Raw genomic sequence first — 24,510 nt, 5'->3', positions numbered from 1 at the left:
GGATGGGCAGCAGACTTCATGGGTCGATGATAGCGGAGCCACACGCCCGCCGGGCATGGCCCGGCGCTACCCGGCACGCGGAACGGGTTACTTGCTGCCGCCGGCCATGGTGCCGGCTGCGTCGATCTCGGCCTGGGCGCGGGCGGCATACAACGTGCCCGGTGGCGGCTGGCGGCTGAAGAAGGTGTGCACACCGTCCAGCACGGCACCGGCGATCTTGCGCTGGTAGGCCGGGTCGATCAGGCGGCGCTCTTCATCCGGGTTGGAGATGAACGCGGTTTCCACCAGCATCGCCGGCATGTCCGAGGTGCGCAGCACCGCGAAGTTGGCGCGCTCGATGTTCGGCTTGTGGTTGTTGCCGATCCGCTTCAGGCCGCCCAGCACGTGGCCGGCCGCGTCCTCGGACGCCTTCATGTAGCCGCTCTGGGCCAGATCCAGCAGCACGTTGGCAAGCGTGCCTTCGGTCTGCTGCAGGCGCACGCCACCGACCAGGTCGGCCGCGTTTTCCTTGTCCGCCAGCCAGCGGGCGCGCTGCGAAGAGGCGCCCTTGGTCGACAGCACGTACACCGACGAACCGGTGGCCGAACGGTTTTCGGCCGCGTCGGCATGGATCGAAATGAAGATGTCGGCCTTGTTCGCACGCGCCTTCTGTGCGCGCATCGGCAGCGGGATGAACACGTCGCTGTCGCGGGTGAGGTAGGCCTTCAGGCCCGGCGTCGCATTGACCTGGCGGGCCAGTTCACGCGCCACCGCCAGGGTCACATCCTTTTCGCGCTTGCCGGTCGGGCCGATCGCGCCCGGATCCTGGCCGCCGTGACCCGGATCGATGGCCACCACCAGATGACGCATGCCAGCCTGCATGCGGATGCGCGACGCATCGCTGGGCATGGCCGGACGCGGCGGTTCCACCGTCGTCGGTGCCGGTGCGGGCACCGTAGCCGGCGGCGTGGTCACCACCGCTGCGGTGCGCTGTCCAGCCAGGATCGCGGCCGGCGACGAAGAAGGCGAGCTGCTGGCCACGGTACCGGCCGCCGCGACCTGGGCCGGTGCAGTGGACGGCGCCGGGGTGGGCGTGGCCGGCGCGGCGGCAGTGGCACTGGCCTGCTGGCGAACCTGGGCAGTCAGCAGCGCGGTGGCACGCGCAGCATCGGAACGCGACTGCGCGCTCTCCGCCGGCGTCGGCGTCGGTGCAGGCGTGTTGACCGGTGCCTGTGGCTGCACCGCCGGCGTCACTGCAGGACGGCTGGCGGCCACGGCCGGGCCATCGCCCGGCCATTCGATCACCAGCTTGGATTCATTGCCCTCGCGCTGCATCTGTGGGCGGAACGGCGCCACCGATTCAGCAAGGTCGAAAACGACACGGAAGGTGCCCGGCACCGGCTGTCCGGTACGCACCGCCGTAACCACGCCCTGCGCAGCCGGCATTTTCAGGTTGCGTATGGCGCTGGAGTCGGGGAAATCGACCACCAGGCGGTTCGGACCGGCCAGAGAAAGCGTCTTGTAGCCGCCACTGCCGACCAGCGAGATTTCGGCACGGGTGCCGGTAGCGCCGGTATTCAGCAGGACCTGGCGGACTTCACCGGCCCACGCACTGACGCTCGCCAGACCCAGTCCGACGGCGGCACAGATAGCGATGAGTCGGTTCCCCGGGCGCATGGCTCAGGATTCAATCACCGCGCTGAACGGAATGCAACACCTTTTTCCTTAATAATCCGTAACCTGCCGGTCTTTGTTCTCGTCAGCCGACAGAAATGGCCTGCAAGTCGCCCCCCTTGGGAAGCCGCTTCAGCCATTCATGTCCGACGTCGCTTACTCCAGTGAGACGCGCGCGACGCCCCTGCCCCTCGATCTCCAGCGCCACCACCAGGTCGGTCGGCGGTAGCGCGCCGGCGCCGCGTTCCGGCCATTCCACCAGCCACAGCACCGCGCTGCCCTCGTCCAGGCCGAGGAAATCCAGCTCACCGGCCTGGCCGATGCGGTACAGGTCCAAGTGCCACGCCTCACCGCCACTGGCCAGCGGATAGCGCTCGACCAGGGTGTAGGTGGGGCTGCGGATAGCGCCCTGCACGCCCAGCGCGCGCAGCAGTGCGCGGGCGGTGGTGGATTTGCCGGCGCCCAGGTCGCCGCGCAGTTCGACCAGCGCCTGCGGCGGCCGGGTGGCCGCCAGCCATTGCCCGAGCAGTTCAGTGGCATCGCTGTCGGCAAGGAAGAAATCGATCATCGAGAGAGTTCCGGGTTGGCCAGTCGCCGCAACGGCGACAGCAGATCAGTAGGAAGCAGGCCGCGCACGCCATCGGCGGCCGCGGCGTCGCCCGCGAGCGCATGCAGCAGTGCACCAGCGGCGGCAGCGTCGAAGGCGGCCAGCCCCTGCGCGCGCAGGCTGGCAATGATGCCGGTGAGTAGGTCGCCCATGCCTCCCACGGCCATGCCGGGATTGCCTGCACCGATCAGCCGTGGCGCCTGCCCGGGGGCCGTCACGATGCTGCCTGCGCCCTTCAGCACCACCACGGCGTGGAAGCGTTCGGCCAACGCCTGCGCACAGCGGTAGCGATCAGCCTGGATGTCAGCGGTACTGCAGCCGAGCAGGCGCGCGGCCTCGCCCGGATGTGGCGTAAGGATGGCGTCCGGTAGCGCGCGCGGATCCTGCGCCAGCAGGTTCAGCGCATCGGCGTCGACCACCAGCGGTTTGGCGCTGGCCAGCACCCGCGCAAACAGTGCAAGCGCCCATTCGTCCTGGCCCAGACCGGGGCCAATCGCGACCACCCTGGCCTTGTCCAGCAGCGCCGGCAGCACATCGCCGTCTTCCAGCGCATGGGTCATCGCCTCCGGCAGGCGCGCCAGCAACGGACCGACGTGATCGCGGCGGGTACCCAGGCTCAGCAATCCCGCGCCCGCACGCAAAGCGGCCTCGGCCGCCATGGCGATGGCGCCGCCGCTGCCATGGTTGCCGCCGACGCACAGCACGTGCCCGGATTCGCCCTTGTGGGTGTTGGCGCGGCGCGGCGGCAGCAGTGCCGGCAAGCGGGCCTGGGTCCAGTGCTCCGCGGCGGGTGACACGCCCTGCCGTGCGGCCGCGGGCAGCTGCAGCGGCGCCAGCGCCTTCTGGCCGCAATGATCCAGCGCGTCGCCGGTATACAGCCCGCGATGCGGCACGATGAACTGCAGGGTCAAAGCGGCCTTCACGGCCACGCCCGGTACGGCACCGCGATCGGCATCGACGCCACTGGGGACGTCCAGCGCCAATACCGGTACCGCCTGCGCGTTGAGCGCGACAATCAGCGCCTGCGCCACGCCTTCCGGCGCGCGATCGAAGCCCAGACCGAACAGGGCATCGACCCAGATATCAGCCTCGGGCAGCGCGCCGTCGAAATCGGTGATGGTGCCGCCGCCGGACTTGAATTCCGATGCCGCACGCTGTGCCAGCACGGTTGACGGTGACTTCCCCGGCAAGGCGATCACCATCACCTCACGCCCGGCCTGCAGCGCGTGGCGGGCCAGCACATGGCCATCGCCACCGTTGTTGCCCGCTCCGACCACCACGCCGATCCGCCGCGCCTGCGGCCAGTGCTGCAGCAGGCACTGCCAGGCAGCCTGGCCGGCCTGCGCCATCAGGCCCCAGCCGCCCTCGGCAGCCAGTGCCGAGGCCTGCGCATCAAGCGCACGCGCGGCAGCAGAATCGAACAGATCGGCGAGGTTGGCCATGCAGGGATTTTATACTGGTGCACATGTCCCCTGCCCCCACCCCTGTCGATCCGGCCCAGGCCGTGCAGCGCATCCGCGAACTGGCCCGTGCGCATGGCTTCCAGCGCTGCGGCATCGCCGGCATCGAGCTGGGCGAGGATGAAGCGCACCTGGCCGACTGGCTGGGCCAGGGCCTGTACGGCACGATGGACTGGATGGCGCGCCACGGCACCCTGCGCGCGCGCCCTGCGGAGCTGCTGCCCGGCACCGTACGGGTGATCTCGGTAGGCATGGACTACAGCCACAAGGACGACACCGAAGCCTGGGCGACCCTGGCCGACCCGGGACGTGCCTACGTGGCCCGCTACGCGCTGGGCCGCGACTACCACAAGCTGATGCGCAACCGCCTGCAGAAGCTGGCCACGCAGATCAACGATGAAGTGGCACCGCTGGGCTACCGCGTGTTCGTCGATTCGGCCCCCGTGCTGGAACGCGCACTGGCGCGCAATGCCGGTCTCGGCTGGATCGGCAAGCACACCTGCCTGATCGACCGTCATGGCGGCTCATGGTTCTTCATCGGCGAGATCTACATCGATATCCCGCTGCCGATCGATGCTCCGGCCACTGCACATTGCGGTACCTGCACGCGCTGCATCGATGTCTGCCCGACCCAGGCCATCACCGGCCCGCAGCGCCTGGATGCGCGGCGCTGTATCTCCTACCTGACCATCGAGCACAACGGTGCCATCCCCGAAGACATGCGGCCGTTGATCGGAAACCGCATCTACGGCTGTGACGACTGCCAGCTGGTGTGCCCCTGGAACAAGTTCGCCAAGCGCACCGACGAAGCCGACTTCCGCGCACGCAACAACCTCGATACCGCGCGGCTGGACCAGCTGTTCGCCTGGGATGAAGCCGAGTTCCTGCGCCGCACCGAAGGCAGCCCGATCCGGCGCAGCGGCCACGAGCGCTGGCTGCGCAACATCGCCGTGGCGCTGGGCAATGCCCCCTCTTCGGTCGAAGCGCTCGCTGCACTGCAGACCCGCATCGACGATCCCTCGCCGCTGGTGCGTGAACACGTGCAGTGGGCGCTGGGCCAGCACACGGCGCGCTGACGTGCGATCCTGAGCACCCGCTCCACCCGCAGCACGCCGTTCCCATGCAGCCACGCAACAACGACATCCTCACCCCCAGCCAGCTCAACACCCTGGCCCGCGACCTGCTGGAAGGCAGCTTCCCGGCGATCTGGGTCGAGGCCGAGCTGGGCAGCGTGGCCCGCCCTTCCTCCGGGCACCTGTATTTCACCCTGAAGGACGCACGCGCGCAGCTGCGCGCGGCGATGTTCCGGATGAAGGCGCAGTACCTGAAGTTCGTGCCGCGCGAAGGCATGCGCGTGCTGGTGCGTGGCAAGGTGACCCTGTATGACGCTCGTGGCGAGTACCAGATGGTGCTGGACCACATGGAGGAAGCCGGCGAAGGCGCATTGCGCCGCGCCTTCGAAGAGCTGAAGGCACGCCTGGAGGCCGAGGGCCTGTTCGACCCGGCGCGCAAGCGGCCGCTGCCCGCGCACGTGCAGCGCCTGGCAGTGATCACCTCGCCCACCGGCGCCGCCGTGCGCGACGTGCTGAGCGTGCTGGCCCGCCGCTTCCCGCTGCTTGAAGTGGACTTGCTGCCGACCCTGGTGCAGGGCAGCAGCGCCGCTGCACAGATCACCCGCCTGCTGCAGGCCGCCGATGCCAGTGGTCGCTACGACGTGATCCTGCTGACCCGCGGCGGCGGTTCACTGGAAGACCTGTGGGCCTTCAACGATGAAGCACTGGCCCGTGCGATCGCCGCCAGCCGCACCCCGGTGGTGTCGGCGGTGGGCCACGAAACCGACTTCAGCTTGAGCGACTTCGCCGCCGACCTGCGCGCGCCGACACCGTCGGTGGCCGCCGAACTGCTGGTGCCGGACCAGCGCGAACTGGCGCTGCGCCTGCGCCGCACGGCGGCACGCATGGTGCAGCTGCAGCGGCACACGATGCAGCAGGCGATGCAGCGTGCCGACCGTGCGCTGCTGCGCCTCAGCGCGCAGAGCCCGCAGGCCAGGCTGGATCTGCTGCGTCGCCGCCAGCTGGACCTGGGCCGGCGCCTGCATGCCGCGTTCAATCAGCAGCAGGAACGCCGTGCCGCACGCCTGCGCCATGCAGCGGCGGTGTTGCGCGGGCACCATCCGCAGCGCCAGCTCGACGCGATGCAGCGCCGCCTCGCCGCCCTGCGTGGGCGTCCGCAGGCTGCAATGCAGCGCCTGCTGGAACGCGATGCACTGCACCTGCGCGGGCTGGCGCGTTCGCTGGAAGCGGTCAGCCCGCTGGCGACCGTGGCCCGCGGCTACAGCATCCTCACCCGCAGCGACGACGGCACTCTGGTGCGGAAGGTCGATCAGGTGCAGCCTGGCGATGCGCTGCAGGCGCGCGTCGGCGACGGCGTGATCGACGTGCAGGTCAAGTAGAGGGTTGTTCGGCAGGGCTGCGCCCTGCACCCACAGAGGCTTCAAGCCAAGGCAACGTCAACGTCAAAAGCAGGCATTCCGTGGGATGGCGGGGCGATGTCGGAGTGCGGGGACGCCGCAAGTACGTCCTTGTAGGCTTGGCAGCCGCATCCATGCGGCTGACACCCCGCACTCCGACACCGCCCCACCTCTGACAGATTCCGGTGGCTGTTGGTAGGTGTCGACCTTGGTCGACACGGTAGATCCACGCATGTGTGGATGAATCTCCATCGGAATCGAATATTTCGAATCGAGATCGAAAAGCATCCGCGCATGGCGTGGATCTACTGCAGGTCGCAGAAATCTGTCGAAGGCGGGGTGGGTCCGGTTACGGGAGTGTCCGCGGCATGGATGCCGCGGCCAAGCCCCCATGGACGGGTTTACGGCGTCTCCCGCAACCGGACCCACCCCGCCATCCCACGGATAGCCAGCTTTTGCTTCGGCGGTTGCGGTTGCTGTTGCTCTGGCTTCGGCAGGTGCAGGGCTGCAAGCCCTGCCGAACACCCTCTACTTTGCCTGCTCGCAGAACTTCTGCCGGTACTCGAGTGCCTTCGGCATCAGCGCCTGCAGGTTCTGGATGCGGGTGCCCGGGTTCGGGTGGGTCGAGGAAAACTCCGGTGGTGACTGGCCACCACTGGCCTGGCCCATGCGCTGCCACAGCGGCACCGCCTCGCGTGGGTCGAAGCACGCCGCCGCCGCCAGCATCAGGCCCACTTCGTCGGCCTGTGTCTCGTGGCTGCGTGCATACGGCAACAGGTAACCGTAGCCCATCGCTGACATCATCATCTGTTGCTGCTGCGCATCCATGCCGCTGGCGGCGCCGGCCACCTGCCCGATCTGGGTCAGCTTCTGCTGGGCCATGCGCTGTGCACCATGGCGCAGCAGCGCATGCGCGATCTCGTGGCCCATCACCACCGCCATCGCATCGCGGGTGCGCGCCACCGGCACCAGCCCGGTGTAGACCGCCATCTTGCCGCCCGGCAGGCAGAACGCATTGGCCTGGTCGGACGGAATCACGTTCACTTCCCACTGGAAATCCCGCGCGAAGTGCGCCGGCTGCACGCCATGCTCCTGGGCCAGCGCGGTCTCCACCACATCGACCTTGGCGATCAGGCGCTGGGCGATGTCACGCACATCACGCGCGATCGGTGCATTGGGGTCCATCGGCCGTTCCTGCGACAGGATCTGCTGGTAGGCCTGCAGCCCCAAAGCAGTCTCCTGGCGCGCGTCCAGGCTGCTGTCGATCATCACCTTCTCGCCGGTATAGGGATCCACCGTGCGGTTGGAAAACCAGTAGAAGACCGCGTAGCCGGCGGCCAGCAGCAGCACCCACCAGCGGATGTTGCCGAACAGGCCGCGGCGCTGCGAGCCTTGTGGCGGGCGGGAAAAGGGATCGTTGCGCATCGGGTCGGCTTCCAGCAGGCCCCGCCGGCCGGCGGGCACGGCGCAATCTTAGTGCGCCGATGCCAGCAACGGGTGAAGCCGGCTGCCGATCAGATGCCGCGTACCAGGCGGAAGCCGATGCGCGCGTTGGTGGTATCCGAGTCCTGGGATTGCCGCCAGGCGGCGCGGGTCTGCTCCGGCGCATTGGCCCAGTTGCCCCCCCGGATCACCCGTGCGCGACAGCCCGGGTTGAACCAGGCGGCGCCATCGGAGGGCGCGCGCCGGTAGCTGGCATGCCAGCAATCGGCCACCCATTCGCTGAGATTGCCGCCCATATCGTGCAGGCCGAAGGCATTGGCCTGGAAACTCCCTACCGGTGCCGGCCCCCACCAGCCATCGCCATAGCCGATGAAGGCGTTGTGCCAATGCCGCCCGGACGGCGACACATCCTTGCTGCCGGTGAAATTGCCGCTGCCCGGCGGCGGCGTGCCCGCATCGCCCCAGGGGTAGCGACCACTGTTGCCGCCGCGCAGCGCGTACTCGAACTCTGCTTCACTGGGCAACCGGTAGCTGCGCCCGGTCTGCTCGGACAACCACGCCGCATAGTTTTCGGCATCGCGGATGCTGACGTGCATCACCGGCGAATTGGCCATCGCGCGGCCACCGTCGTAATCCGAGCGCCAGTCCACGCCGCTGCGGCGGATGAAATTGCCGCTGCGTTCGTCATAGACCACCGAATGGCCACGCCGCGTCGCCCGGGGGCGCGCGTTGGTGGCCTTCACGTAGCGCTGGAAATCGCTGACCGTGACCTCGGTGATCGCCATCGCGAAGCCTCGATCAAAGCGCACATAGTGCGATGGTCGCTCAGCATCGCTCGAACCCGGTTCGGCATCACCGGCGCCCATCTGGAAACCGCCATGCGGCACCACCACCATCTGCGGACCGCGTCCGCCATCACGCATGGCGTCGCTGAACACCTGTCCCGGGCGGAAGCTGCCGTAGTGGGTGGCCAGGTCGATGCGCTCACGCAGCTGGGCCACCACCGCGTCTCCCGGCAGGGCGATGCGCAGGGCCTCGGCCAGTTTCTCGCGTGCCGGCTTCAGGCCCTGCGGCGTGGACAGGTCGCGCAGGCCGTCATCGCGCAACTGCAGCAATGCCGCCGCACGGATCTGCTCGATGCGCTCGAACGCGTCGGCAATGGTCGGCGACGAGTCACGCACCTTGCTGGCTTCGGCCAGCCAGGTGCCCGCGCTGGCGAAATCGCGCGTGCGAGCAGCGTCCTCGGCACGACGGATCAACCCGCTTTCGGCCGCGGCCAGTCCCTGCCGTGCACGGCTGTTGTTCTCGTCCAGTGCCAGCGCCTCGCGGAAGTTGCCGATGGCGCCATCCCCGTCCTCGCCGATCCGGTCCGCGCGCAGGTCCTCTTCACCGGCGCGGTTGTAAGCGACCACCCGCTGCGCAAGCTCCACCCGACCCTGCAGTGCGCGTACCTTCTCGTCCTTGGGCGCCAAGGTCAGCAGCACCAGCGCCTGGCGGCTGGCCTCGGCCAGCGCCTCGCGCTGCTTCAGCGGCCGCACCAGCAACGCATCCGCCTGCTGCTGCAGGCGCTGGCGGGCACGCTGCAGGCCCTGGCGGGCCTGGCGGTCATCCGGGTCCTCTTCCTGTACTGCCAGCCACAGCGGAATGGCGGCATCGGCATCCTCATACAGCCGGCCCTCAGTGAAGGCCTGCCCGGCCGCGCGGCGCAACTGGGCCAGGCTGCGGCCCTGGCGGTCCACCCGCGGCGGCGTCCACTGCTGTACGTCCTCGGCGGCATCCTCACCGGCGATGGTCACGCTGCCCTGCCCGGCCTGCGGGCGCTCGTCGCTGTCTGCGTTCGCGGACGGGCGCGCCTCCTCCCCGGCACTCCGGTCCGCTGCCGTGGGGGGCGACGGCGTGCAGCCTGCCAAGGCCATGGCCAGGGCGGTGCACAGCGCGGACGACAACGGAAAACGCAAGCGGAGCCTCCTTCGGCACGGACGCGCACCGACGTTAGGCTATTCTCCCCTGCCTGAGCAAACCCGAGTAGTAGGCCCTGAACCGTGGCAACCTGGATCACCACCCCCGCCGAGCTGGATGCGTACTTCCAGCAGCGCCCGACCCGCATCGGCCTGGACACCGAATTCATCCGTGAACGCACCTTCTGGCCGCAGCTGGCCCTGGTGCAGATGGCGGTCGGGCAGGACATCCTGCTGATCGACCCGCTGATTCCCGGCATGACCGAGGCGCTGGCACCGTGGCTGGCCGATGAATCCATCACCAAGGTGATGCACAGCGCCAGCGAAGACCTGGTCGCCTTCAAGTGGGCGTGCGGCGTGCTGCCGCGACCACTGTTCGACACCCAGATCGGTGCCGCGCTGGCCGGCATCGGCGGCGGCATGGGCTACCAGAAGCTGGTGGCGGAAATCACCGGCGTCGCCCTGGCCAAGGGCGAAACCCGTTCGGACTGGATGCGCCGCCCGCTTTCGGAGTCGCAGCTGCAGTACGCCGCCGACGATGTCGAGCACCTGTTCGCGCTGCATGACGCCATTGATGCCAAGCTGCAGACGCTTGGCCGCCAGCAGTGGCTGCACGACGATGGCGAGCGCCTGCTGGCCAGCGTCGCCAACGACGAGGACCGCTGGCCGCATCTGGCGATGCGCTCGGCGCAGTTCCTCGACGCGGCGGCACAGCACCGCCTGCTGCGCCTGCTGCGCTGGCGTGATGTGCAGGCGCGCAGCAGCGACCGCCCGCGAAGCTGGATCCTGGACAACGAACTGGCCGCCACCCTGGCGCGCACGCCACCGGCCGACGAGACTGCACTGGGCAGGCTGTTCGAGCAGTTCCCGAAGGCGCCGCGCAAGCTTGCAGGCGCGGTCTGGCAGGCACTGTCCACGCCGCTGGCCGATGAGGCCGAGGCACCGCTGGCACTGCCCGCCAACGACAGCAACAAGCAGGTAGTGAAGAAGCTGCAGGACGCGGTGACCGAACGCAGCCGCGAGCTGGGCCTGCCGGATGGCGTGCTGGCCTCCCGCAAGCATCTGGAAAGCTATCTGGAACGCCGCCAATGGCCGGCCGCACTGGCCGGCTGGCGCCAGCAGGAACTGGAGTCGCGGCTGCAGGCGTTGCTGCCCGCACGTTGATGGCACAAGGCGCCGGACCACGCCGGCGCCGTGCACCTCAAGCCTGCAGGGGCCGTGCTAGGGTTTGGCGGTACTGACAAGGAGACGTCGATGCAGACCCTCAAGATCGCGACCGCCTGCGCACTGCTGCTAACCACGTTGGGCCTGGCATGCTCTGGGCAGGCCGCACCGCTTTCCTATGCACAGGAAAAGGAGAACACAGCCAAGCTGGTGGACATCATTGACGGTGCCACCCGCGACGGTCTGGTTGCCGTGCTGGTGCCGGCCCCGTATGTCGTGCACAACGGCGGGCCAGGTGTCGGCTCTCCGGTCCCCGGCTTTCATCTGGGCAACCGCTCGACCGACCTACCCGGGTTCTCGACGCGGGTGTCCTTCCAGCACAAGGATATTCCCTCCCAGGGCTATGTGCAGCTGTTCAACACCAACGAACTGGAAACCGGCCCGCAGCGGACGGTGTTGATGGACGTGTTCGAGGTGCATCTGATTCCGCCGGGCACCTATCTGCTGAACGGTGCGGAGAACTACCGCCTGAACACCCGCGTGGCCAAGCTGAAGCCGCTGGGGACCACGGACGAAGTATCGAAGGACATCGGCGCCACCCGCCTGGCCGACGTCGATTACCGTTTCTATTCCTGGAAGAAGGTCTGGGTACCACCCGGCGTCCTGACCGATCAGCACTCCCAGCAGGTCTGCATCTCGGTGCATGTGGCCTCCGGCAACTGCGTGGCATGGGGCACCCAGAACTACGAAACCTCGCGCCCGACCGAAGGCTACTGGGATGACAGGATCGTCCCTGAAGACATCCCTGCCGTACGCATCCAGGCGGTCATCGCCAAGGCCCACGCGCCACTGGCCTTCACTGCCCGCGAAGGGCAGATCCTGCTCAGCCCCTTCATTGTTGCCGCCGACGGCGATATCGATTTCAACGCCAACGACTGCGCACCGGTCGACAAGCTGACGGGATGCGCCCTGCGCCGCTTCACGGTGCACTACCAACCCGCGCCGCTGGACGCTGCACGCAAGCACATCGCAATCACCTCGCGCGGCCTCAACGGCAAGCAGCGCAAGGTACTGGAGCGGATGGAGGCGATGCAGCTGCAGGTGCTGGGCCCCAGTGCGCCGTCCGATGCAGCGCTGGGCAAGGGCGTCAGCGCCACGCCTTGAGCACGGATGATGCCTGGCCAGCAACGAAAAACGGCGCTCGATGAGCGCCGTTTCCGGTACACGACGGGGTAAGGCTTACCAGTTCATATTCAGCGAGACACCCACGGTACGCGGTTCGTTGTAGACCGCCGCCATGTAGTTCTCGATCACACCCTTGAGGTTCTTCTCGTTGGTGATGTTGCGCGCGAACAGCGCAACTTCGTAGGCACCGTAGTTGCCCGAGTAGCCGATCTTCAGGCCACCTTCGAAGTCACCCTTGGAGTTGAACTCCTTGCTGTCGTACAGCACGAAGCTGGTGTAACCCTGCTTGTTCCAGTCGGTGGAGACGAACATGGTGCCGGCGTCGCTGACCGGGAAGTCGTAGCGGGCGGCCAGGTTCACGTTGTACTTCGGCGCGTTCGGCAGCGGGTTGCCGTCGATCTGCGCGAAGGTGTTGGCACCGACCTTGATGGTCGGGTCGCCGACGGTGCAGACCACCTGGCCGTTGAGGCCGCAGACCTGCGCGTAGACGCGCTTGTCCTTGATCTCGCTGTGCAGCAGGCTCAGGCCGGCGCTCAGGGTCAGGTTCGGGATCGGGCGCAGCTCCATGTCGGCTTCGAAGCCGTAGGCCTTGGCCTTGTCGGCGTTGAACAGCACGCCGTTGCCGTCCGAATCGTTGCCGTTGAGCTGGATGTCGTTGACGGTGTAGGTGAACGCGGTGGCGTTCAGGCGCAGGCGGTTGTCCCACAGGCTGCTCTTCACGCCCGCTTCCCAGGACAGGATCGTCTCGGAATCGGCGGTGGTGAAGTCGGCATTGAACACTGCCGAACGGCCCTGGATGGTCGGGCCACGGAAGCCACGCGCGACCTTGGCGTAGACGCTCACGTCCGGCGTGATCTGATACATCGCGCTCAGATCCCAGCTCGGGGTGGTGTCGGACATCTTGACGTCGGTGCGGCCCTTGTAGGTGACCACGCCGGCAGCGGTGTCGGCGGTCTTCAGCAGGCGGGTGTGCTTCTCGTCCCTGGTCTGGCGCAGGCCGGCGGTGACGGTGAACTTGTCGGTGAAGGCGTAGCTCAGCTGGCCGAAACCGGCCCACGAGGTGTTCTTGTTGCGCAGGCGCACCCAGTTGTTCGGATTGCGTGCCGCGCCCTGCAGGAACCAGGCGCGCTGGTAGAAGTCGGTGGTGTCGCTGCCGTTGAAGTAGAACGCACCGGCCTGCCACTGCAGCGCGCTGTCGTCATGGCTGGCCAGGCGGAATTCCTGGGTCCACTGGTCCAGGTCGCGGATGCGGCCCATCGACTGGCCGTAGCCGTTCGGCACGCCGTTCACCGGGAAGTTCACCGCAGCGCCGCCGTCGGTGTCGCCACGGCTGTAGCCGGAGGTGGTTTCGTAGGCGGTGATCGAGGTGAAGTCGATCGCGCCGAAGTCGTAACGTGCCTTCACCGAGCCGCCGTAGGTCTTGTAGGCCTGCGGATTGTTGTCGGCTTCGTCGTAGGCAACCTTGTCGCGCGGCACGTCGGTCTTGTTCGAGCCCTTGGTCAGCGCACCGCGCAGGAACAGGGTCGAGGTACCTTCGTAATCACGAGCATGGGCCGAGGCCAGGATCGAGAACTGGTCGCTCGGGGTCAGCAGCAGCTGCGCGCGCACGTTGCGGTCATCGAAGCCGCCCATGGCGTTCTTCTTCGGGCTGACCGTGCCGTCGGCGCTCGGGCCCTTGTAGGTGTTGTCGACGTAGTCGTCGCGGTGCTGGTACAGGGCCGACACGCGGAACGAGGCGATGTCGTTGATCGGGCCGCCGAAGCCGCCGTCGATCGACACGCTGTTGTAGGTGGCGTAGCTGGCGCTGACGCGGCCGGTGTAGTCCTGGGTCGGCTTCAGGGTGTCGAACTTGACGATGCCAGCAGTGGTGTTGCGACCGAACAGCGAGCCCTGCGGGCCGCGCAGCACTTCCACCTGGTCCACGTCATAGACCGGATTGGACTTCAGCACCACGTGTTCCAGCACCACGTCGTCCTGGATGATCGACACCGGCTGCGAGGCGCCCAGGTAGAAGTCGATATTGCCCAGGCCGCGGATGTAGAAGCGCGGGAAGATGCGGCCGGTGGTGGTTTCCGCATACAGGCTCGGCACGCGGCCGGACAGCGCCAGCAGGGTGTCGTCGCCGCCAGCGGTGAAGTCGCGCATGCGCTCGCCCTGCACCACACCGACCGAAACCGGCACTTCCTGCAGGTTCTGCTCACGGTGTTCGGCGGTCACGGTGATCGTGTCCAGCCCGGTGGGGGTCGGCGCGCTGTCCTGCGCAGCGGCACCGAAGCTGCCGACCAGGGCCAGGCCGGCACAGGCCAGTGCCAGCGGGTGGCGGCGGAAGGAAACAAGGGAAGACGACAGACCCGACAGGCGGCGGGAATCGGTATGGGAGGGCATGCAGTGCTCTGAGGAGGCGTCCGAGCGGCCTGCGCGGGCCGGGCGGCAAAAAGGAGGAAAACTGCGCAAGCGGCCATTATCCCCCAAATTGTTACGATTTCGTTGCGCAGCACCCAAACCCGGCGAAACAAGCGCTTTCGGCACAGTTACAGGGCATTCCGCACGCCCTGAAGGCTTGACTCAGGGCAGCGGGGTCAACGCGACATCGACCATCGCCAGCAGGCGCTCGCGGCTGATGCCATCACGCGCCTGCACCGAGATGCCATGCAGCACCGTGGCGAAGTGGTCGCCCAGCGCCTGCACCTCCGCGTCGTCGGCCAGCTCCCCCTCGGCCTGCGCCTGCTGCAGCCGCGCGATGATCGCCGCCGTGCGCTGGCGACGATGACTGGCCAGCCAGTCCCGCACGCCTTCGCCATCGGGCGACACGCTGCTGGCCGAGGACACCACCAGGCAACCATGCGGGCGCCCGCGACGGGTGTAGGTCATCACCGCCTCGCGCAGCATCGAACCGATCGCCTCACGCAATGTTGCCTGCTCCAGCGCGCGCGGCGCGAAACCGCCCTCGCCTTCTTCGTACAGCGCCACGGCTTCGCGGAACAACTGCTCCTTGCTGCCGAACGCGGCGTAGATGCGTGCAGAGGCAATGCCCAGTGCTTCGACCAGTGCCGACATCGACGTGCCTTCATAGCCGTGCTGCCAGAACAGCAGCATCGCCTTGCGCAACGCCTGGTCCCTGTCGAATTCGCGCGGTCGCCCTGCCATCTGCCTGCCTGCTCCAGTGAGGCGCGCAGTGTAACGCGGGTGTTGACCATCGCGAGAGTCGCGCCTATTCTTTGTCGACCGACAAATAATTGGAGCAACACATGCAGACCCTCAAGGGCCCCAGCCTGCACCTGGCGCAGTTCGCCGGCGACCAGGCCCCGTTCAACTCACTTGCCAGCATTGCCGCGTGGGCCGCCGGCCACGATTTCAAGGCGCTGCAGATTCCCGCGTGGGATGCACGCCTGTTCGACCTGGCCACCGCCGCCGACAGCCAGGACTACTGCGACGACATCCGTGGCACCCTGGCCGAGCACGGCCTGCAGGTCAGTGAGCTGACCACCCACATCCTCGGCCAGCTGGTGGCCGTGCATCCGGCCTACGATGAACTCTGCGATGGCTTCGCGCCGGAAGCACTGCGCGGCAATCCGCAGGCCCGCTCGGAATGGGCACAGCAGCAGCTGCACCTGGCCGCTCGCGCCTCGCGCCGTCTTGGGTTGCAGGACATGGGCACCTTCTCCGGCTCGTTCGCCTGGCCCTACCTGTTCCCGTTCCCGCAGCGCCCGCCGGGCCTGATCGATGCCGCCTTCGATGAACTGGCCCGCCGCTGGCGGCCGATTCTCGACAGCTGCGAGGACAATGGCATCAACCTCTGCTACGAGATCCATCCCAGCGAAGACCTGCACGACGGCACCAGCTTCGAGCGCTTCTTCGAGCGCGTCGGCCAGCACGAGCGCTGCCGCATCCTGTTTGATCCCAGCCACTTCGTGCTGCAGCAGCTCGACTACCTGCAGTACCTCGACATCTACCACCCGCTGATCCGCATGTTCCACGTCAAGGATGCGGAGTTCCGCCCCAGCGGCCGCCAGGGCATCTATGGCGGCTACGCCGACTGGACCGAGCGCGCCGGCCGCTTCCGCTCGCTGGGCGACGGCCAGGTCGACTTCAAGTCGATCTTCTCCAAGCTGGCCCAGTACGACTACCAGGGCTGGGCGACGCTGGAATGGGAGTGCTGCCTGAAGGACCAGGAAGCCGGCGCGCGCGAAGGCGCTGCATTCATCCACGACCACATCATTCCGGTCACCGACAAGATCTTCGACGACTTCGCCGGTGCACCGATCAGCACCGCGCAGATGCAGCAGATGCTCGGCATCGCCTGAGCCCCAACGGAGCACTCCCTCATGACCACTTCTCTTTCCGCTGGCGCTGCCGGCGACGCTCCCCTGCGCCACCATTACCTGCGCATCGACGGCCAGCGCGTGCATTGCGTGTCCGCGGGTCACGGTGAACCCGTATTGCTGATTCCCGGCTGGCCGCAGACCTGGTACGCCTGGCGCCATGTGCTGCACGCCCTGGCCGAAGCCGGCTTCGAAGCCATCGCGGTCGATCCGCCGGGCATCGGCGAATCCGATCGCCCCAGCCACGGCTACGACACCGGCAGTGCCGCCGCCGTCCTGCACCAGACCATGCAGGCGCTGGGCCACGAGCGCTACCAGGTAGTCGGACATGACATCGGTATGTGGATTGCCTATGCACTGGCCAGCGACCAGCCGCAGGCGGTGCGCCAGCTGGCGGTTACCGAAGCGGTGATTCCCGGCCTGGCGCCGGAACCGGGCATCTTCGCTGCCCCGGCCGACAACATCTTCCTCTGGCACTTCATGTTCAACCAGGTCGCGGACCTGCCTGAAGCACTGATCAGTGGCCGCGAACGCGCCTACCTGGAGTTCATGTTCGACCGCTGGTCGTACCGCCGTGACGCGGTGGCTGCCGACACCTACATCGCCGCCTACAGCCGCCCCGGCGCACTGCGGGCCGGCTTCGCCTGGTACCGCGCGATCCCGGAAACCATCCGCCAGAACAAGGAACGTGCACAGCGCCGGCTGGCGATGCCGGTGCTGGCCATCGGCGCCGAGCACGCCACCGCCGATGCGCCGATGCTGACCCTGCAACCGCACGCCGACAACGTGCGCGGCAGCATCGTGCCGGGCTGCGGCCACTTTATCATGGAAGAAGCGCCGCAGGCGTTCCTGGCGCAGCTTCTGCCGTTCCTGCAGGAGGTGCGCCATGCAGCTTGAACCGGCGCTGCAGCAGTTTGTCGACGCCGTCGCGGCGCATCCGCTGCCGGAGGAGCTGCGCGAACTGCGGGCGATCAGCGAGAGCGCGCTGCCACAGTTGCAGGGTGCGCCGCAGCCGGTTGCGCGTGTAATCGAACATGCGGTGATCGCACGCGACGGGCAGGCGCTGGAGGTCCGCCTTTACACACCGGAAGGCCTGCCCGACGGGCCGGCGCCGGCCCTGTTGTTCGCCCACGGTGGCGGCTGGTTCCAGTGTTCGCTGGCGGTCTATGACGGCCCCTGCCGTGCGCTGGCCAATGCCAGCGGCTGCGTGATTGTGGCCGTGGGCTACCGGCTGGCGCCGGAACACCCGTTCCCGGTTCCACTGCATGACGTCGCCGACGCCTGGTCGTGGCTGCAGGACAACGCCGAGCGCCTCGGCCTGGACCCGCAGCGATTGGCGATCGGTGGCGACAGCGCCGGTGGCAATCTGGCCGCCGCCTGCTGCCTGCTGCTGCGCGATCTCGGCCTGCCGCAACCGTGCCACCAGTTGCTGCTGTACCCGGCGCTGGATGCCGGCATGGGCAGCGATTCCTACCGCGACTACGCCGCGGGCTACTACCTCAGCGCCGAACTGATGCAGCGCTGCTGGCAGGCCTATCTGGGTAGTCTGGATCAGCCGCCGTCACTGGCCTCGCCCGCGCACGCAACAGACCTGCAGGGGCTGGCGCCAGCCTCCGTACTCAGCTGCGAACACGACCCGCTGCGCGACGAAGCCGAGCAGTACGCGCATCGCCTGCAGGCTGCGGGTGTCGACTGCACGCTGGAACGGCTGCCGGGGATGATCCATGCCTGCATCCACCTGCAGGGCGTGGCTGTTTCCACCGGCGTGGCGGTACAGCGCGCGGGCGCCCTGCTACGCCAGTCGCTGGCCTGAACCGGCTGGAGGCGGCGGCAGATCCACGCCTGCCGCCGTTCCGGCCCGGCGCTTGGCAAGCCCGGCAGGCGGCGCTACACTGAAAGCCTGCCGTGGGGCCATAGCTCAGCTGGGAGAGCGCGTCGTTCGCAATGACGAGGTCAGGAGTTCGATCCTCCTTGGCTCCACCACTATTCAGAAGAACCCGTAGATCTCCATGATCTGCGGGTTTTTTCTTTTCAGCACCCGGGGCTCAGGCCGGCTCCTCACCGCCATCCTTGCGATGTGGACTGCGCGAGTGCCTATCGCGCACCTGTTGATCGCGCTGCCCCGGCCGCTGCTTGGCCACATCGTCCTGCTTCCTGTCCTGGCGGCTTTCCTGGATGCCCTGCTTCGGGTCCTGATCCTTGTCTCGCTCGTTCATCGAAATCTCCCACGCCGGCGGCGGGCCCACGTTGCCCACCACGCTAGAGGTTGCCGGGTAAGCCGCAGGTCAGTCCTGCGCCAACGTCATGTGCAGGCACGGGCTTGCCGCCACGGCCCCGCGCAGCCAGAATCCGGGGCACCACGCCCACCGGTATGCCATGCCCTCTTCTGCCCAGCACGCAGCCCACGCGTTGCCGATGCTCCTCGATGCGACCAAGGGCAGCATCCAGCTCGGCAACCTGCCGACACTGATCGGCCCCACCCTGCCACGGGATGAGGCGCGTGTCGCCTTTGCCACGCTGATGCGAGGAGAGCGCGATGTCGGCACCGGCTATCACTGGCTCAGCCTGCACCAGCTCAGCCTGGGCGGTGCGCCCGCTGGCATCAGCCTGTGCTTCCACGGGCAACAGCTCGACATGGTGACAATGGGCGTCGATCTACCCGGTGCAACGTTGGAAGACGGCTGGCCGACCCAGGCCGCGATCGATGCCGAAGTCGCCTTCATGCGCCGCACCCTGGGTGCGGCGCTGGGTCGCAAGCTGGCCGGCGGCCACGCCCGGTTCGGCTGGGGCGAAGCCTGGGCCCGTTTCGATCCGAAAGGCTTCATGGCCAGCAGCGGTATCCGCTACGCGCCACGCTCCTGACCCCGCTCAGGTACGTGTGATCGACACCCCACCTTCCACACGCATCGCGGTTCCGGTAACGAAACTGCTTTCATCGCTGGCCAGGAACAGCGCCGCGTTGGCGATCTCCTCCGGCTCGGCCATGCGCTTCAGTGCGTGCAGCGAGCGCACGAAGTCGCGGGCATCGCCGGTGGGTGCGGCCTGCCGCCCCATCTCGGTATCGGTGCCACCGGGCAGCAGCACGTTGCTGCGCACGCCGCGCGCGCCGTATTCGGCAGCGATCACCTGGCTCAGGCCGATCAACCCGGCCTTGCTCGACGCATAGGCCGCCATGCCCGGGAATCCCACGGTGTGGCCGACGAAGGTACCCACGAACACCAGCGAGCCGCCGCCGCGCGCCAGCAGTGCCGGCAACTGCGCGCGTGCCGCATGGAGGGCGGCATCCAGATTGGTCGCCATCACTTCGCGCCAGGCGTCCACCGGGAACTCCGCCGCCGGCACGCCCGGGCCAAGCATGCCGGCATTGTTGAGGGCGATATCCAGGCCGCCGAATGACTGCTGGGCCAGATCGACCAGCGCCTGCGCCGTACCCGGGTCGGCCACGTCGGCGGCATGTACCACGGCTTCGCCACCGGCGGCGCGAATCTGCTCGGCCAGCGCCTGCAGCGGCTCCGGCCGCCGTGCGTTGAGCACCAGCTTTGCCCCTTCGGCAGCGAAGCGCAGGGCGCTGGCGCGGCCGATGCCGGCGCTGGCACCGGTGATGAGAGCGATCTTGTTGTTCAGGCGCATGGTCGTGGTACCGGTTGTGAAGTGGCCGCCACGATGCCGCGCCTCTCCCCTACCAACACTCCGTTTCCGGGCCTGGCCCATCGGTGCAGGAAACGGAGTTTCCGCAGCACCGGCGCGTGCCAGAATCCGGCCATGGACAGTACCGCCACCACCGCCCTCGATGCCCGCGTCGAACGCATCTGCCGCTACCTGCAGGACAGCCTCGACGAACCCTCGCTGCAGGAACTGGCCGGGATCGCGGGTTGCAGCCCGACCCGCCTGCACCGCCTGTTCAAGGAGGCCACCGGGCTGACCCCGAAGCAGTACGCTGCCGCGCTGCGCGCCGATCGCCTGCGCACCGGGCTGCAACAGCAGGAACGCATCACCGACGCCTTCCACGATGCCGGCTTCGGTTCCAGCGGGCGTTTCTACGAGAACGCACCGAAGTTGCTGGGCATGACTCCCAAGCAATGGCGCGCAGGGGGGCGTGGCGAAGTCATCCACTTCGCGCTTGCCGAAAGTTCACTGGGCAGCGTGCTGGTGGCCAGCAGTGCCACCGGCGTGGTCGCGATCCTGCTCGGCGACGATCCGGAGACGCTGCTGCAATCATTGCAGCAACGCTTCCGCCAGGCCGAACTGGTCGGCGCCGACCAGGGCTATGAACAACTGGTGGCACAGGTGGTGGGCCTGGTCGAGGATCCCACGCGGGGCGCCACGCTGCCGCTGGACATCCGCGGCACCGCGTTCCAGCAACGGGTATGGCAGGCGCTGCAGCAGATTCCGCGCGGGCAGACCGCGTCGTATGCGGATGTCGCCGCACGCATCGGCGCGCCCCGCTCGAGCCGTGCCGTAGCACGTGCATGCGCAAGCAACCCGCTGGCGGTGGCAGTTCCCTGCCACCGCGTCGTACGTCGCGATGGGGACCTGTCCGGCTATGCGTGGGGTGTAGCGCGCAAGCGCGAACTGCTGCGCCGGGAAAAGGCCTCGACTGTCTGACGTGGGTGCCGACCTTGGTCGGCACGCCCAGCTTCCGGTAGGTGCCGACCTTGGTCGGCACACCGCCAAGCCCTCAATCCAGCTTCACCACCAGCTTGCCGAAGTTGTGCCCCTTCAGCAGCCCGAAGAACGCCTCCGGCGCATTCTCCAGCCCTTCCACCACATCCTCGCGGTACTGGATGCGGCCATCGCGCAGCCACTGCGGCATCTCGCGTTCGAAGTCCGGCCACAGGTGGTTGAAGTCGTGCACGATGAAACCGCGCACGGTCAGGCGCTGGCGCAGAATCTGGCTGAACAGTGCGGGCAACCGGTCCGGACCGGGCTGCTCGACGCCGCGCTCGTTGTAGGTGGCGATGGTGCCGCACACCGGAACGCGGGCAAAGTCGTTGAGCAGCGGCAGCACTGCATCCAGCACGTGCCCGCCCACGTTCTCGAAATACACGTCGATACCCGCAGGAACCGCTGCGCGCAGCTGCGCGGCGAAATCAGCGGCGCGATGATCCAGCGCCACGTCCACCCCCAACGTCTGCAGGTAAGCGCGCTTGGCTTCGCCACCGGCGATGGCGACCACGCGCGCGCCCTGCAGCTTGGCCAGCTGCGCCACGGTCGCACCCACCGGCCCGGTCGCGGCAGCCACCACCAATGTCTCGCCCGCCTTCAAACGGGCGATTTCATGCAGGCTGGAATAGGCGGTGAAGCCGGGCATGCCATATACCCCCAGCGCCGTACTCAGCGGCAGCCCGGCCGGATCCAGCCGGCGCCCCAGTGCCTTGGCCGGCAGCACCGCGTGGGTCTGCCAGCCACCCGGTGCCAGCACCAGCTCACCTGTGGCTACGCCCTCGGCGTTCGACTGCAACACCTCGGCCACGGTCTGCCCTTCCATCACCGCGCCCACCGCCACCGGCGCGGCGTACGACGGGCCCTCGTCCATGCGTCCCCGCATGTACGGGTCCAGCGACAGGTAGCGGTTGCGCAGCAGCACCTCGCCAGCGGCCAATGTCGGCAACGCAACTTGTTCCAGGCGGAAATTGGCTGCACTTGGCGCCCCCTGCGGACGCGACGCAAGCACGATGCGGGAGGTGGTCGAGGAATCGGACATGGCCAGGTCTCTGCTGTTGCCAGCATCAGGAAAGGAGTGCCGACACTACGCCGCAGCCATCCCCGATGGCGGCCACGAAAACAGCGTTCCATGGACCGGCGCGGCACGGGTCCGGCGCAGCCCTTGCCCTTGCAGCTTTGACGATCGCGGCGATCTGCTGATTTCCACCGCAGACGATGATCGACTGACCACGCCCCGCCCCACGACGGAGGATCAAGCACTTGCGAGCACGCAGACGGCAATGTGAAGAAATCTTGGCAAAACGCTTGCCGAAGGCAGCCGACCTCCGTAATATACGCGTCCTTGGCAGCGACCTCGCTGCAACGAAACATGTGGCCGAGTAGCTCAGTTGGTAGAGCAGGGGATTGAAAATCCCCGTGTCGGCGGTTCGATTCCGTCTTCGGCCACCACTTTCGAAGGCCTGCAGAAATGCGGGTCTTTTTTTTCCGGAAACCGGGTTTGATGACGGTTGCCACACAATTTGGCCGAGTAGCTCAGTTGGTAGAGCAGGGGATTGAAAATCCCCGTGTCGGCGGTTCGATTCCGTCTTCGGCCACCATCTTCAGAGACCTGCAGAAATGCAGGTCTTTTTTTTTGCGCGACCGTGCCTGCCGGCTCTGTAGTACCGTCCTTGGTTCACTGCATGGAGCACTGATGACATGGATGACGCACCTTCTCTACCCCAACTGCAGCAATCGCTGCGACGCCTGCACTGGCTGGTTGCCGGGCTGTCCGTGTTGTTGCTGGGCCTGGCCGCAGTCACGGCCTGGCTGCTTTCGCAGCGCGATGCCCCATTACACGTCGATCATTTGAGCACGCGGCAGCTGCAGGTACTCGACGAGCACGGCGTGGTGCGGGTGGAGATTGGCCAGGACAGCGCAGAAGACGGGCGACGAAGCCGCGCCGCGGGCATCCTGATTTTCGATGCTTCCGGCGCCGAGCGAGGCGGCCTGAGTACATTCGAGGACGACAGCGTCGCTCTCGCCCTGGATGCCCCGAAGGGACAGGACGAGGACCGTTGGCGGGACCGGGCCGGACTCCGTGTGGACGCCGACGGCTCCGCGCAACTGCTGCTGACCGACAATCTGACCCGCGGCGCAGTACGCCTGCATTCCAAGGGAACCGGCGGCGGAGGGCTGGACACCTTCAAATGGGATATGAACAGCGGCACGCTGCATACGCGAACGCTTACCTTTGACGGCGACGAGCGCAGTCAACGCCCGTTCGAGCGGTAGTTGCAACAGTCGGCGGCAATGGTTGCCGGCGCATGGAACCTTTACACGTGGCCTTGGCCGCTCGCCTAAGCTCAGGACTCCTGAACGGAGTACGCCGATGCCTCTGCGCCCCGCCCTGCTCGCCTGCCTGCTGCTGGCCGCCCTGCCGGTGATCGCCGCCGAGCCGGTGCGCGCGGTCGACATGCTGGACATCGATCGCTATGCCGGCCAGTGGCACGAGATCGCGCATCTTCCGGTGTCGTTCCAGAAGCAGTGCGTCGGCGAGATCACCGCCAACTACGGGCTGCGCCGCGATGGCCGCATCAGTGTCACCAACGCCTGCCGCAACGGCGACGGAGAACGTGTGGTTGCCGAAGGCGTAGCACGCCCGGTCGCCGGCCATCCCGGCCAGTTGCAAGTGCGCTTCGTGCCGGACTGGCTGAGCTGGGTGCCGCTGGTCTGGGCCGACTACTGGGTCCTGGCACTGGATCCGGACTATCAGTGGGCGTTGGTCGGTGAACCGGACCGCAAGTACCTGTGGATTCTCTCGCGCCTGCCGGAAATGGATCGCGCCCGGTTCGAACAGCTGAAAGAAAAAGCCGAAGCCATGGGCTACGACCTCGGCCCACTGCGCCTGATGGCCCCGATTCGCGATACGCCCGCCGACTGAACCGCCCGGCATCCAGCGCACCACGCGTGCGCCATCCGGCGCTGCGCACGCCCGGCCGCCATCTTCACGCGCTACCCTCTGCGACGGGTCGCCACAGGCGATCCAAACGACCATACGCCGTAGTATGCTTATCCAACGCACCCCTCCAGAGGACCTGCGCCCATGCTCCACCGTTTCCGTATCGCCTTGATCGTCCTGTGCACCCTCGCCCTTGTTGCCTGCAACAACGGCATCGTCAAGCGTGTTTCGGAACCGGCGGCCAGCCTGCAGCAGCTGACCGTGCGCGCCGACGGCAACTGGACCGTGGCCCTGCGCCTGCAGAACTACAGCTCCATGCCCATGACCTTCGATGACGTCGCGCTGGCGCTGACCGTCGGCGACAGCGACGCCGGCACCCTGCAGGCCAAGCCGGGCATCTCCATCGGCGGCACCTCGGCCGATGTCATCAATGTCGACCTCGTGCCCAGCTCGGCCGCACGCCTGGTGGTGGCCGACGCATTGGCCAGCAACCGCACCCTGGCTTACGGCCTGAAGGGAACGGTGGCGGCCACGCCGCAGGAAAAGAAGCAGCGCAGCTTCGACATCAGCAGCCGCAGCACCCTCAACCAGGCCCCGGGCCTGCCGGGCGTGCTGCGCTGACTCCCGCTTTCCGCCGCGGCG

General features: G+C 67.5%; 22 protein-coding genes and 3 tRNA genes. 15 read left to right on the top strand and 10 right to left on the bottom strand.

Annotation, left to right across the window (positions count from 1 at the left end; all coding sequences use genetic code 11):
* Positions 1–87 precede the first annotated feature (87 nt).
* From AC5P8D_RS00690 to AC5P8D_RS00680, 3 genes are all read right to left on the bottom strand, one after another.
* Complete coding sequence (locus tag AC5P8D_RS00690) at positions 88–1,656, bottom strand: N-acetylmuramoyl-L-alanine amidase (protein ID WP_241877452.1); 1,569 nt, start codon at positions 1,654–1,656, stop codon at positions 88–90.
* A gap of 82 nt (positions 1,657–1,738) precedes the next feature.
* Entirely contained in the window at positions 1,739–2,221 is a 483-nt protein-coding gene (tsaE, locus tag AC5P8D_RS00685) for a tRNA (adenosine(37)-N6)-threonylcarbamoyltransferase complex ATPase subunit type 1 TsaE (protein ID WP_057503870.1), read from the bottom strand.
* Positions 2,218–3,702 carry an NAD(P)H-hydrate dehydratase gene (locus AC5P8D_RS00680; protein WP_171955220.1) on the bottom strand — a complete coding sequence of 495 codons (1,485 nt, stop codon included), beginning with the start codon at positions 3,700–3,702 and terminating at the stop codon, positions 2,218–2,220. The genes tsaE and AC5P8D_RS00680 overlap by 4 nt, the downstream gene beginning before the upstream one ends.
* 23 nt (positions 3,703–3,725) lie before the next feature.
* On the opposite strand from AC5P8D_RS00680, the gene queG reads away from it, so the two are divergent.
* Together queG and xseA are read left to right on the top strand one after the other, a co-directional pair.
* Entirely contained in the window at positions 3,726–4,796 is a 1,071-nt protein-coding gene (gene queG, locus AC5P8D_RS00675; RefSeq protein WP_241873158.1) for a tRNA epoxyqueuosine(34) reductase QueG, read from the top strand.
* 44 nt (positions 4,797–4,840) lie between these two features.
* Positions 4,841–6,172, top strand: coding sequence for an exodeoxyribonuclease VII large subunit (xseA, locus tag AC5P8D_RS00670; protein WP_043400889.1), 1,332 nt, complete (start codon positions 4,841–4,843; stop codon positions 6,170–6,172).
* 546 nt (positions 6,173–6,718) lie between these two features.
* Here the strand turns inward: xseA and AC5P8D_RS00665 are convergent.
* Complete coding sequence (locus tag AC5P8D_RS00665; RefSeq protein WP_019336850.1) at positions 6,719–7,615, bottom strand: M48 family metallopeptidase; 897 nt, start codon at positions 7,613–7,615, stop codon at positions 6,719–6,721.
* Between the two features lie 89 nt (positions 7,616–7,704).
* A complete protein-coding gene (locus tag AC5P8D_RS00660; RefSeq protein WP_049437395.1) occupies positions 7,705–9,591 on the bottom strand; it encodes a formylglycine-generating enzyme family protein in 1,887 nt (628 codons plus the stop codon).
* 84 nt (positions 9,592–9,675) lie between these two features.
* On the opposite strand from AC5P8D_RS00660, the gene rnd reads away from it, so the two are divergent.
* Positions 9,676–10,755 (top strand): ribonuclease D, encoded by a 1,080-nt coding sequence (rnd, locus tag AC5P8D_RS00655; protein ID WP_053443322.1) that lies wholly within the window; start codon positions 9,676–9,678, stop codon positions 10,753–10,755.
* A gap of 90 nt (positions 10,756–10,845) precedes the next feature.
* On the top strand, positions 10,846–11,919 hold the full coding sequence (locus AC5P8D_RS00650; RefSeq protein WP_053443323.1) for a hypothetical protein: 1,074 nt from the start codon (positions 10,846–10,848) through the stop codon (positions 11,917–11,919).
* Between the two features lie 75 nt (positions 11,920–11,994).
* Here the strand turns inward: AC5P8D_RS00650 and AC5P8D_RS00645 are convergent, their stop codons facing one another.
* Entirely contained in the window at positions 11,995–14,325 is a 2,331-nt protein-coding gene (locus tag AC5P8D_RS00645; protein WP_049482256.1) for a TonB-dependent receptor, read from the bottom strand.
* A 180-nt stretch (positions 14,326–14,505) separates the two neighbouring features.
* Positions 14,506–15,087 carry a TetR/AcrR family transcriptional regulator gene (locus tag AC5P8D_RS00640; RefSeq protein ID WP_049482252.1) on the bottom strand — a complete coding sequence of 194 codons (582 nt, stop codon included), beginning with the start codon at positions 15,085–15,087 and terminating at the stop codon, positions 14,506–14,508.
* Between the two features lie 101 nt (positions 15,088–15,188).
* On the opposite strand from AC5P8D_RS00640, the gene AC5P8D_RS00635 reads away from it, so the two are divergent.
* From AC5P8D_RS00635 to AC5P8D_RS00620, 4 genes are all read left to right on the top strand, one after another.
* The gene (locus AC5P8D_RS00635) at positions 15,189–16,244 is read left to right on the top strand and encodes a sugar phosphate isomerase/epimerase family protein (RefSeq protein ID WP_049482249.1); all 1,056 of its coding nucleotides are present in this window, start codon (positions 15,189–15,191) and stop codon (positions 16,242–16,244) included.
* Between the two features lie 21 nt (positions 16,245–16,265).
* On the top strand, positions 16,266–17,159 hold the full coding sequence (locus tag AC5P8D_RS00630) for an alpha/beta fold hydrolase (protein ID WP_010486561.1): 894 nt from the start codon (positions 16,266–16,268) through the stop codon (positions 17,157–17,159).
* Positions 17,149–18,075 (top strand): alpha/beta hydrolase, encoded by a 927-nt coding sequence (locus tag AC5P8D_RS00625; RefSeq protein WP_227200261.1) that lies wholly within the window; start codon positions 17,149–17,151, stop codon positions 18,073–18,075. Before AC5P8D_RS00630 ends, AC5P8D_RS00625 begins: the two co-directional genes overlap by 11 nt.
* A 94-nt stretch (positions 18,076–18,169) precedes the next feature.
* Positions 18,170–18,245 (top strand) — tRNA-Ala (locus AC5P8D_RS00620).
* Between the two features lie 62 nt (positions 18,246–18,307).
* Here the strand turns inward: AC5P8D_RS00620 and AC5P8D_RS00615 are convergent.
* A complete protein-coding gene (locus AC5P8D_RS00615; protein WP_167345310.1) occupies positions 18,308–18,478 on the bottom strand; it encodes a hypothetical protein in 171 nt (56 codons plus the stop codon).
* A 160-nt stretch (positions 18,479–18,638) separates the two neighbouring features.
* On the opposite strand from AC5P8D_RS00615, the gene AC5P8D_RS00610 reads away from it, so the two are divergent.
* Entirely contained in the window at positions 18,639–19,124 is a 486-nt protein-coding gene (locus AC5P8D_RS00610; RefSeq protein ID WP_495202990.1) for a hypothetical protein, read from the top strand.
* Between the two features lie 6 nt (positions 19,125–19,130).
* Here AC5P8D_RS00610 and AC5P8D_RS00605 read toward each other — a convergent pair whose 3' ends face one another.
* Positions 19,131–19,892, bottom strand: coding sequence for an SDR family oxidoreductase (locus AC5P8D_RS00605; RefSeq protein WP_495202989.1), 762 nt, complete (start codon positions 19,890–19,892; stop codon positions 19,131–19,133).
* Between the two features lie 132 nt (positions 19,893–20,024).
* Here AC5P8D_RS00605 and AC5P8D_RS00600 point away from each other — a divergent pair, with 132 nt between their 5' ends.
* Positions 20,025–20,867 carry a methylated-DNA--[protein]-cysteine S-methyltransferase gene (locus tag AC5P8D_RS00600; protein ID WP_235651912.1) on the top strand — a complete coding sequence of 281 codons (843 nt, stop codon included), beginning with the start codon at positions 20,025–20,027 and terminating at the stop codon, positions 20,865–20,867.
* Between the two features lie 73 nt (positions 20,868–20,940).
* Here AC5P8D_RS00600 and curA read toward each other — a convergent pair whose 3' ends face one another.
* A complete protein-coding gene (gene curA, locus AC5P8D_RS00595) occupies positions 20,941–21,966 on the bottom strand; it encodes an NADPH-dependent curcumin/dihydrocurcumin reductase (RefSeq protein ID WP_010486522.1) in 1,026 nt (341 codons plus the stop codon).
* Positions 21,967–22,300: 334 nt separating this feature from the next.
* Between curA and AC5P8D_RS00590 the strand changes: the two genes are divergently transcribed.
* The 5 genes from AC5P8D_RS00590 (at position 22,301) to AC5P8D_RS00570 (ending at position 24,489) form a co-directional block, all read left to right on the top strand.
* Positions 22,301–22,376: transfer RNA gene (locus tag AC5P8D_RS00590), tRNA-Phe, on the top strand.
* A gap of 73 nt (positions 22,377–22,449) precedes the next feature.
* Positions 22,450–22,525 (top strand) — tRNA-Phe (locus AC5P8D_RS00585).
* A gap of 100 nt (positions 22,526–22,625) precedes the next feature.
* Positions 22,626–23,201 (top strand): hypothetical protein, encoded by a 576-nt coding sequence (locus AC5P8D_RS00580; RefSeq protein ID WP_329763683.1) that lies wholly within the window; start codon positions 22,626–22,628, stop codon positions 23,199–23,201.
* 97 nt (positions 23,202–23,298) lie between these two features.
* On the top strand, positions 23,299–23,850 hold the full coding sequence (locus AC5P8D_RS00575; protein ID WP_329763684.1) for a lipocalin family protein: 552 nt from the start codon (positions 23,299–23,301) through the stop codon (positions 23,848–23,850).
* Between the two features lie 162 nt (positions 23,851–24,012).
* On the top strand, positions 24,013–24,489 hold the full coding sequence (locus tag AC5P8D_RS00570) for an LEA/WHy family protein (RefSeq protein ID WP_010486516.1): 477 nt from the start codon (positions 24,013–24,015) through the stop codon (positions 24,487–24,489).
* The last annotated feature ends 21 nt before the right edge of the window (positions 24,490–24,510 follow it).

The organism is Stenotrophomonas sp. YJH_SMC_101-4 (assembly GCF_059370395.1).
The sequence above is the reverse complement of the archived record's forward strand: the minus strand, read 5'-3'. Positions and strand labels throughout refer to the sequence as shown.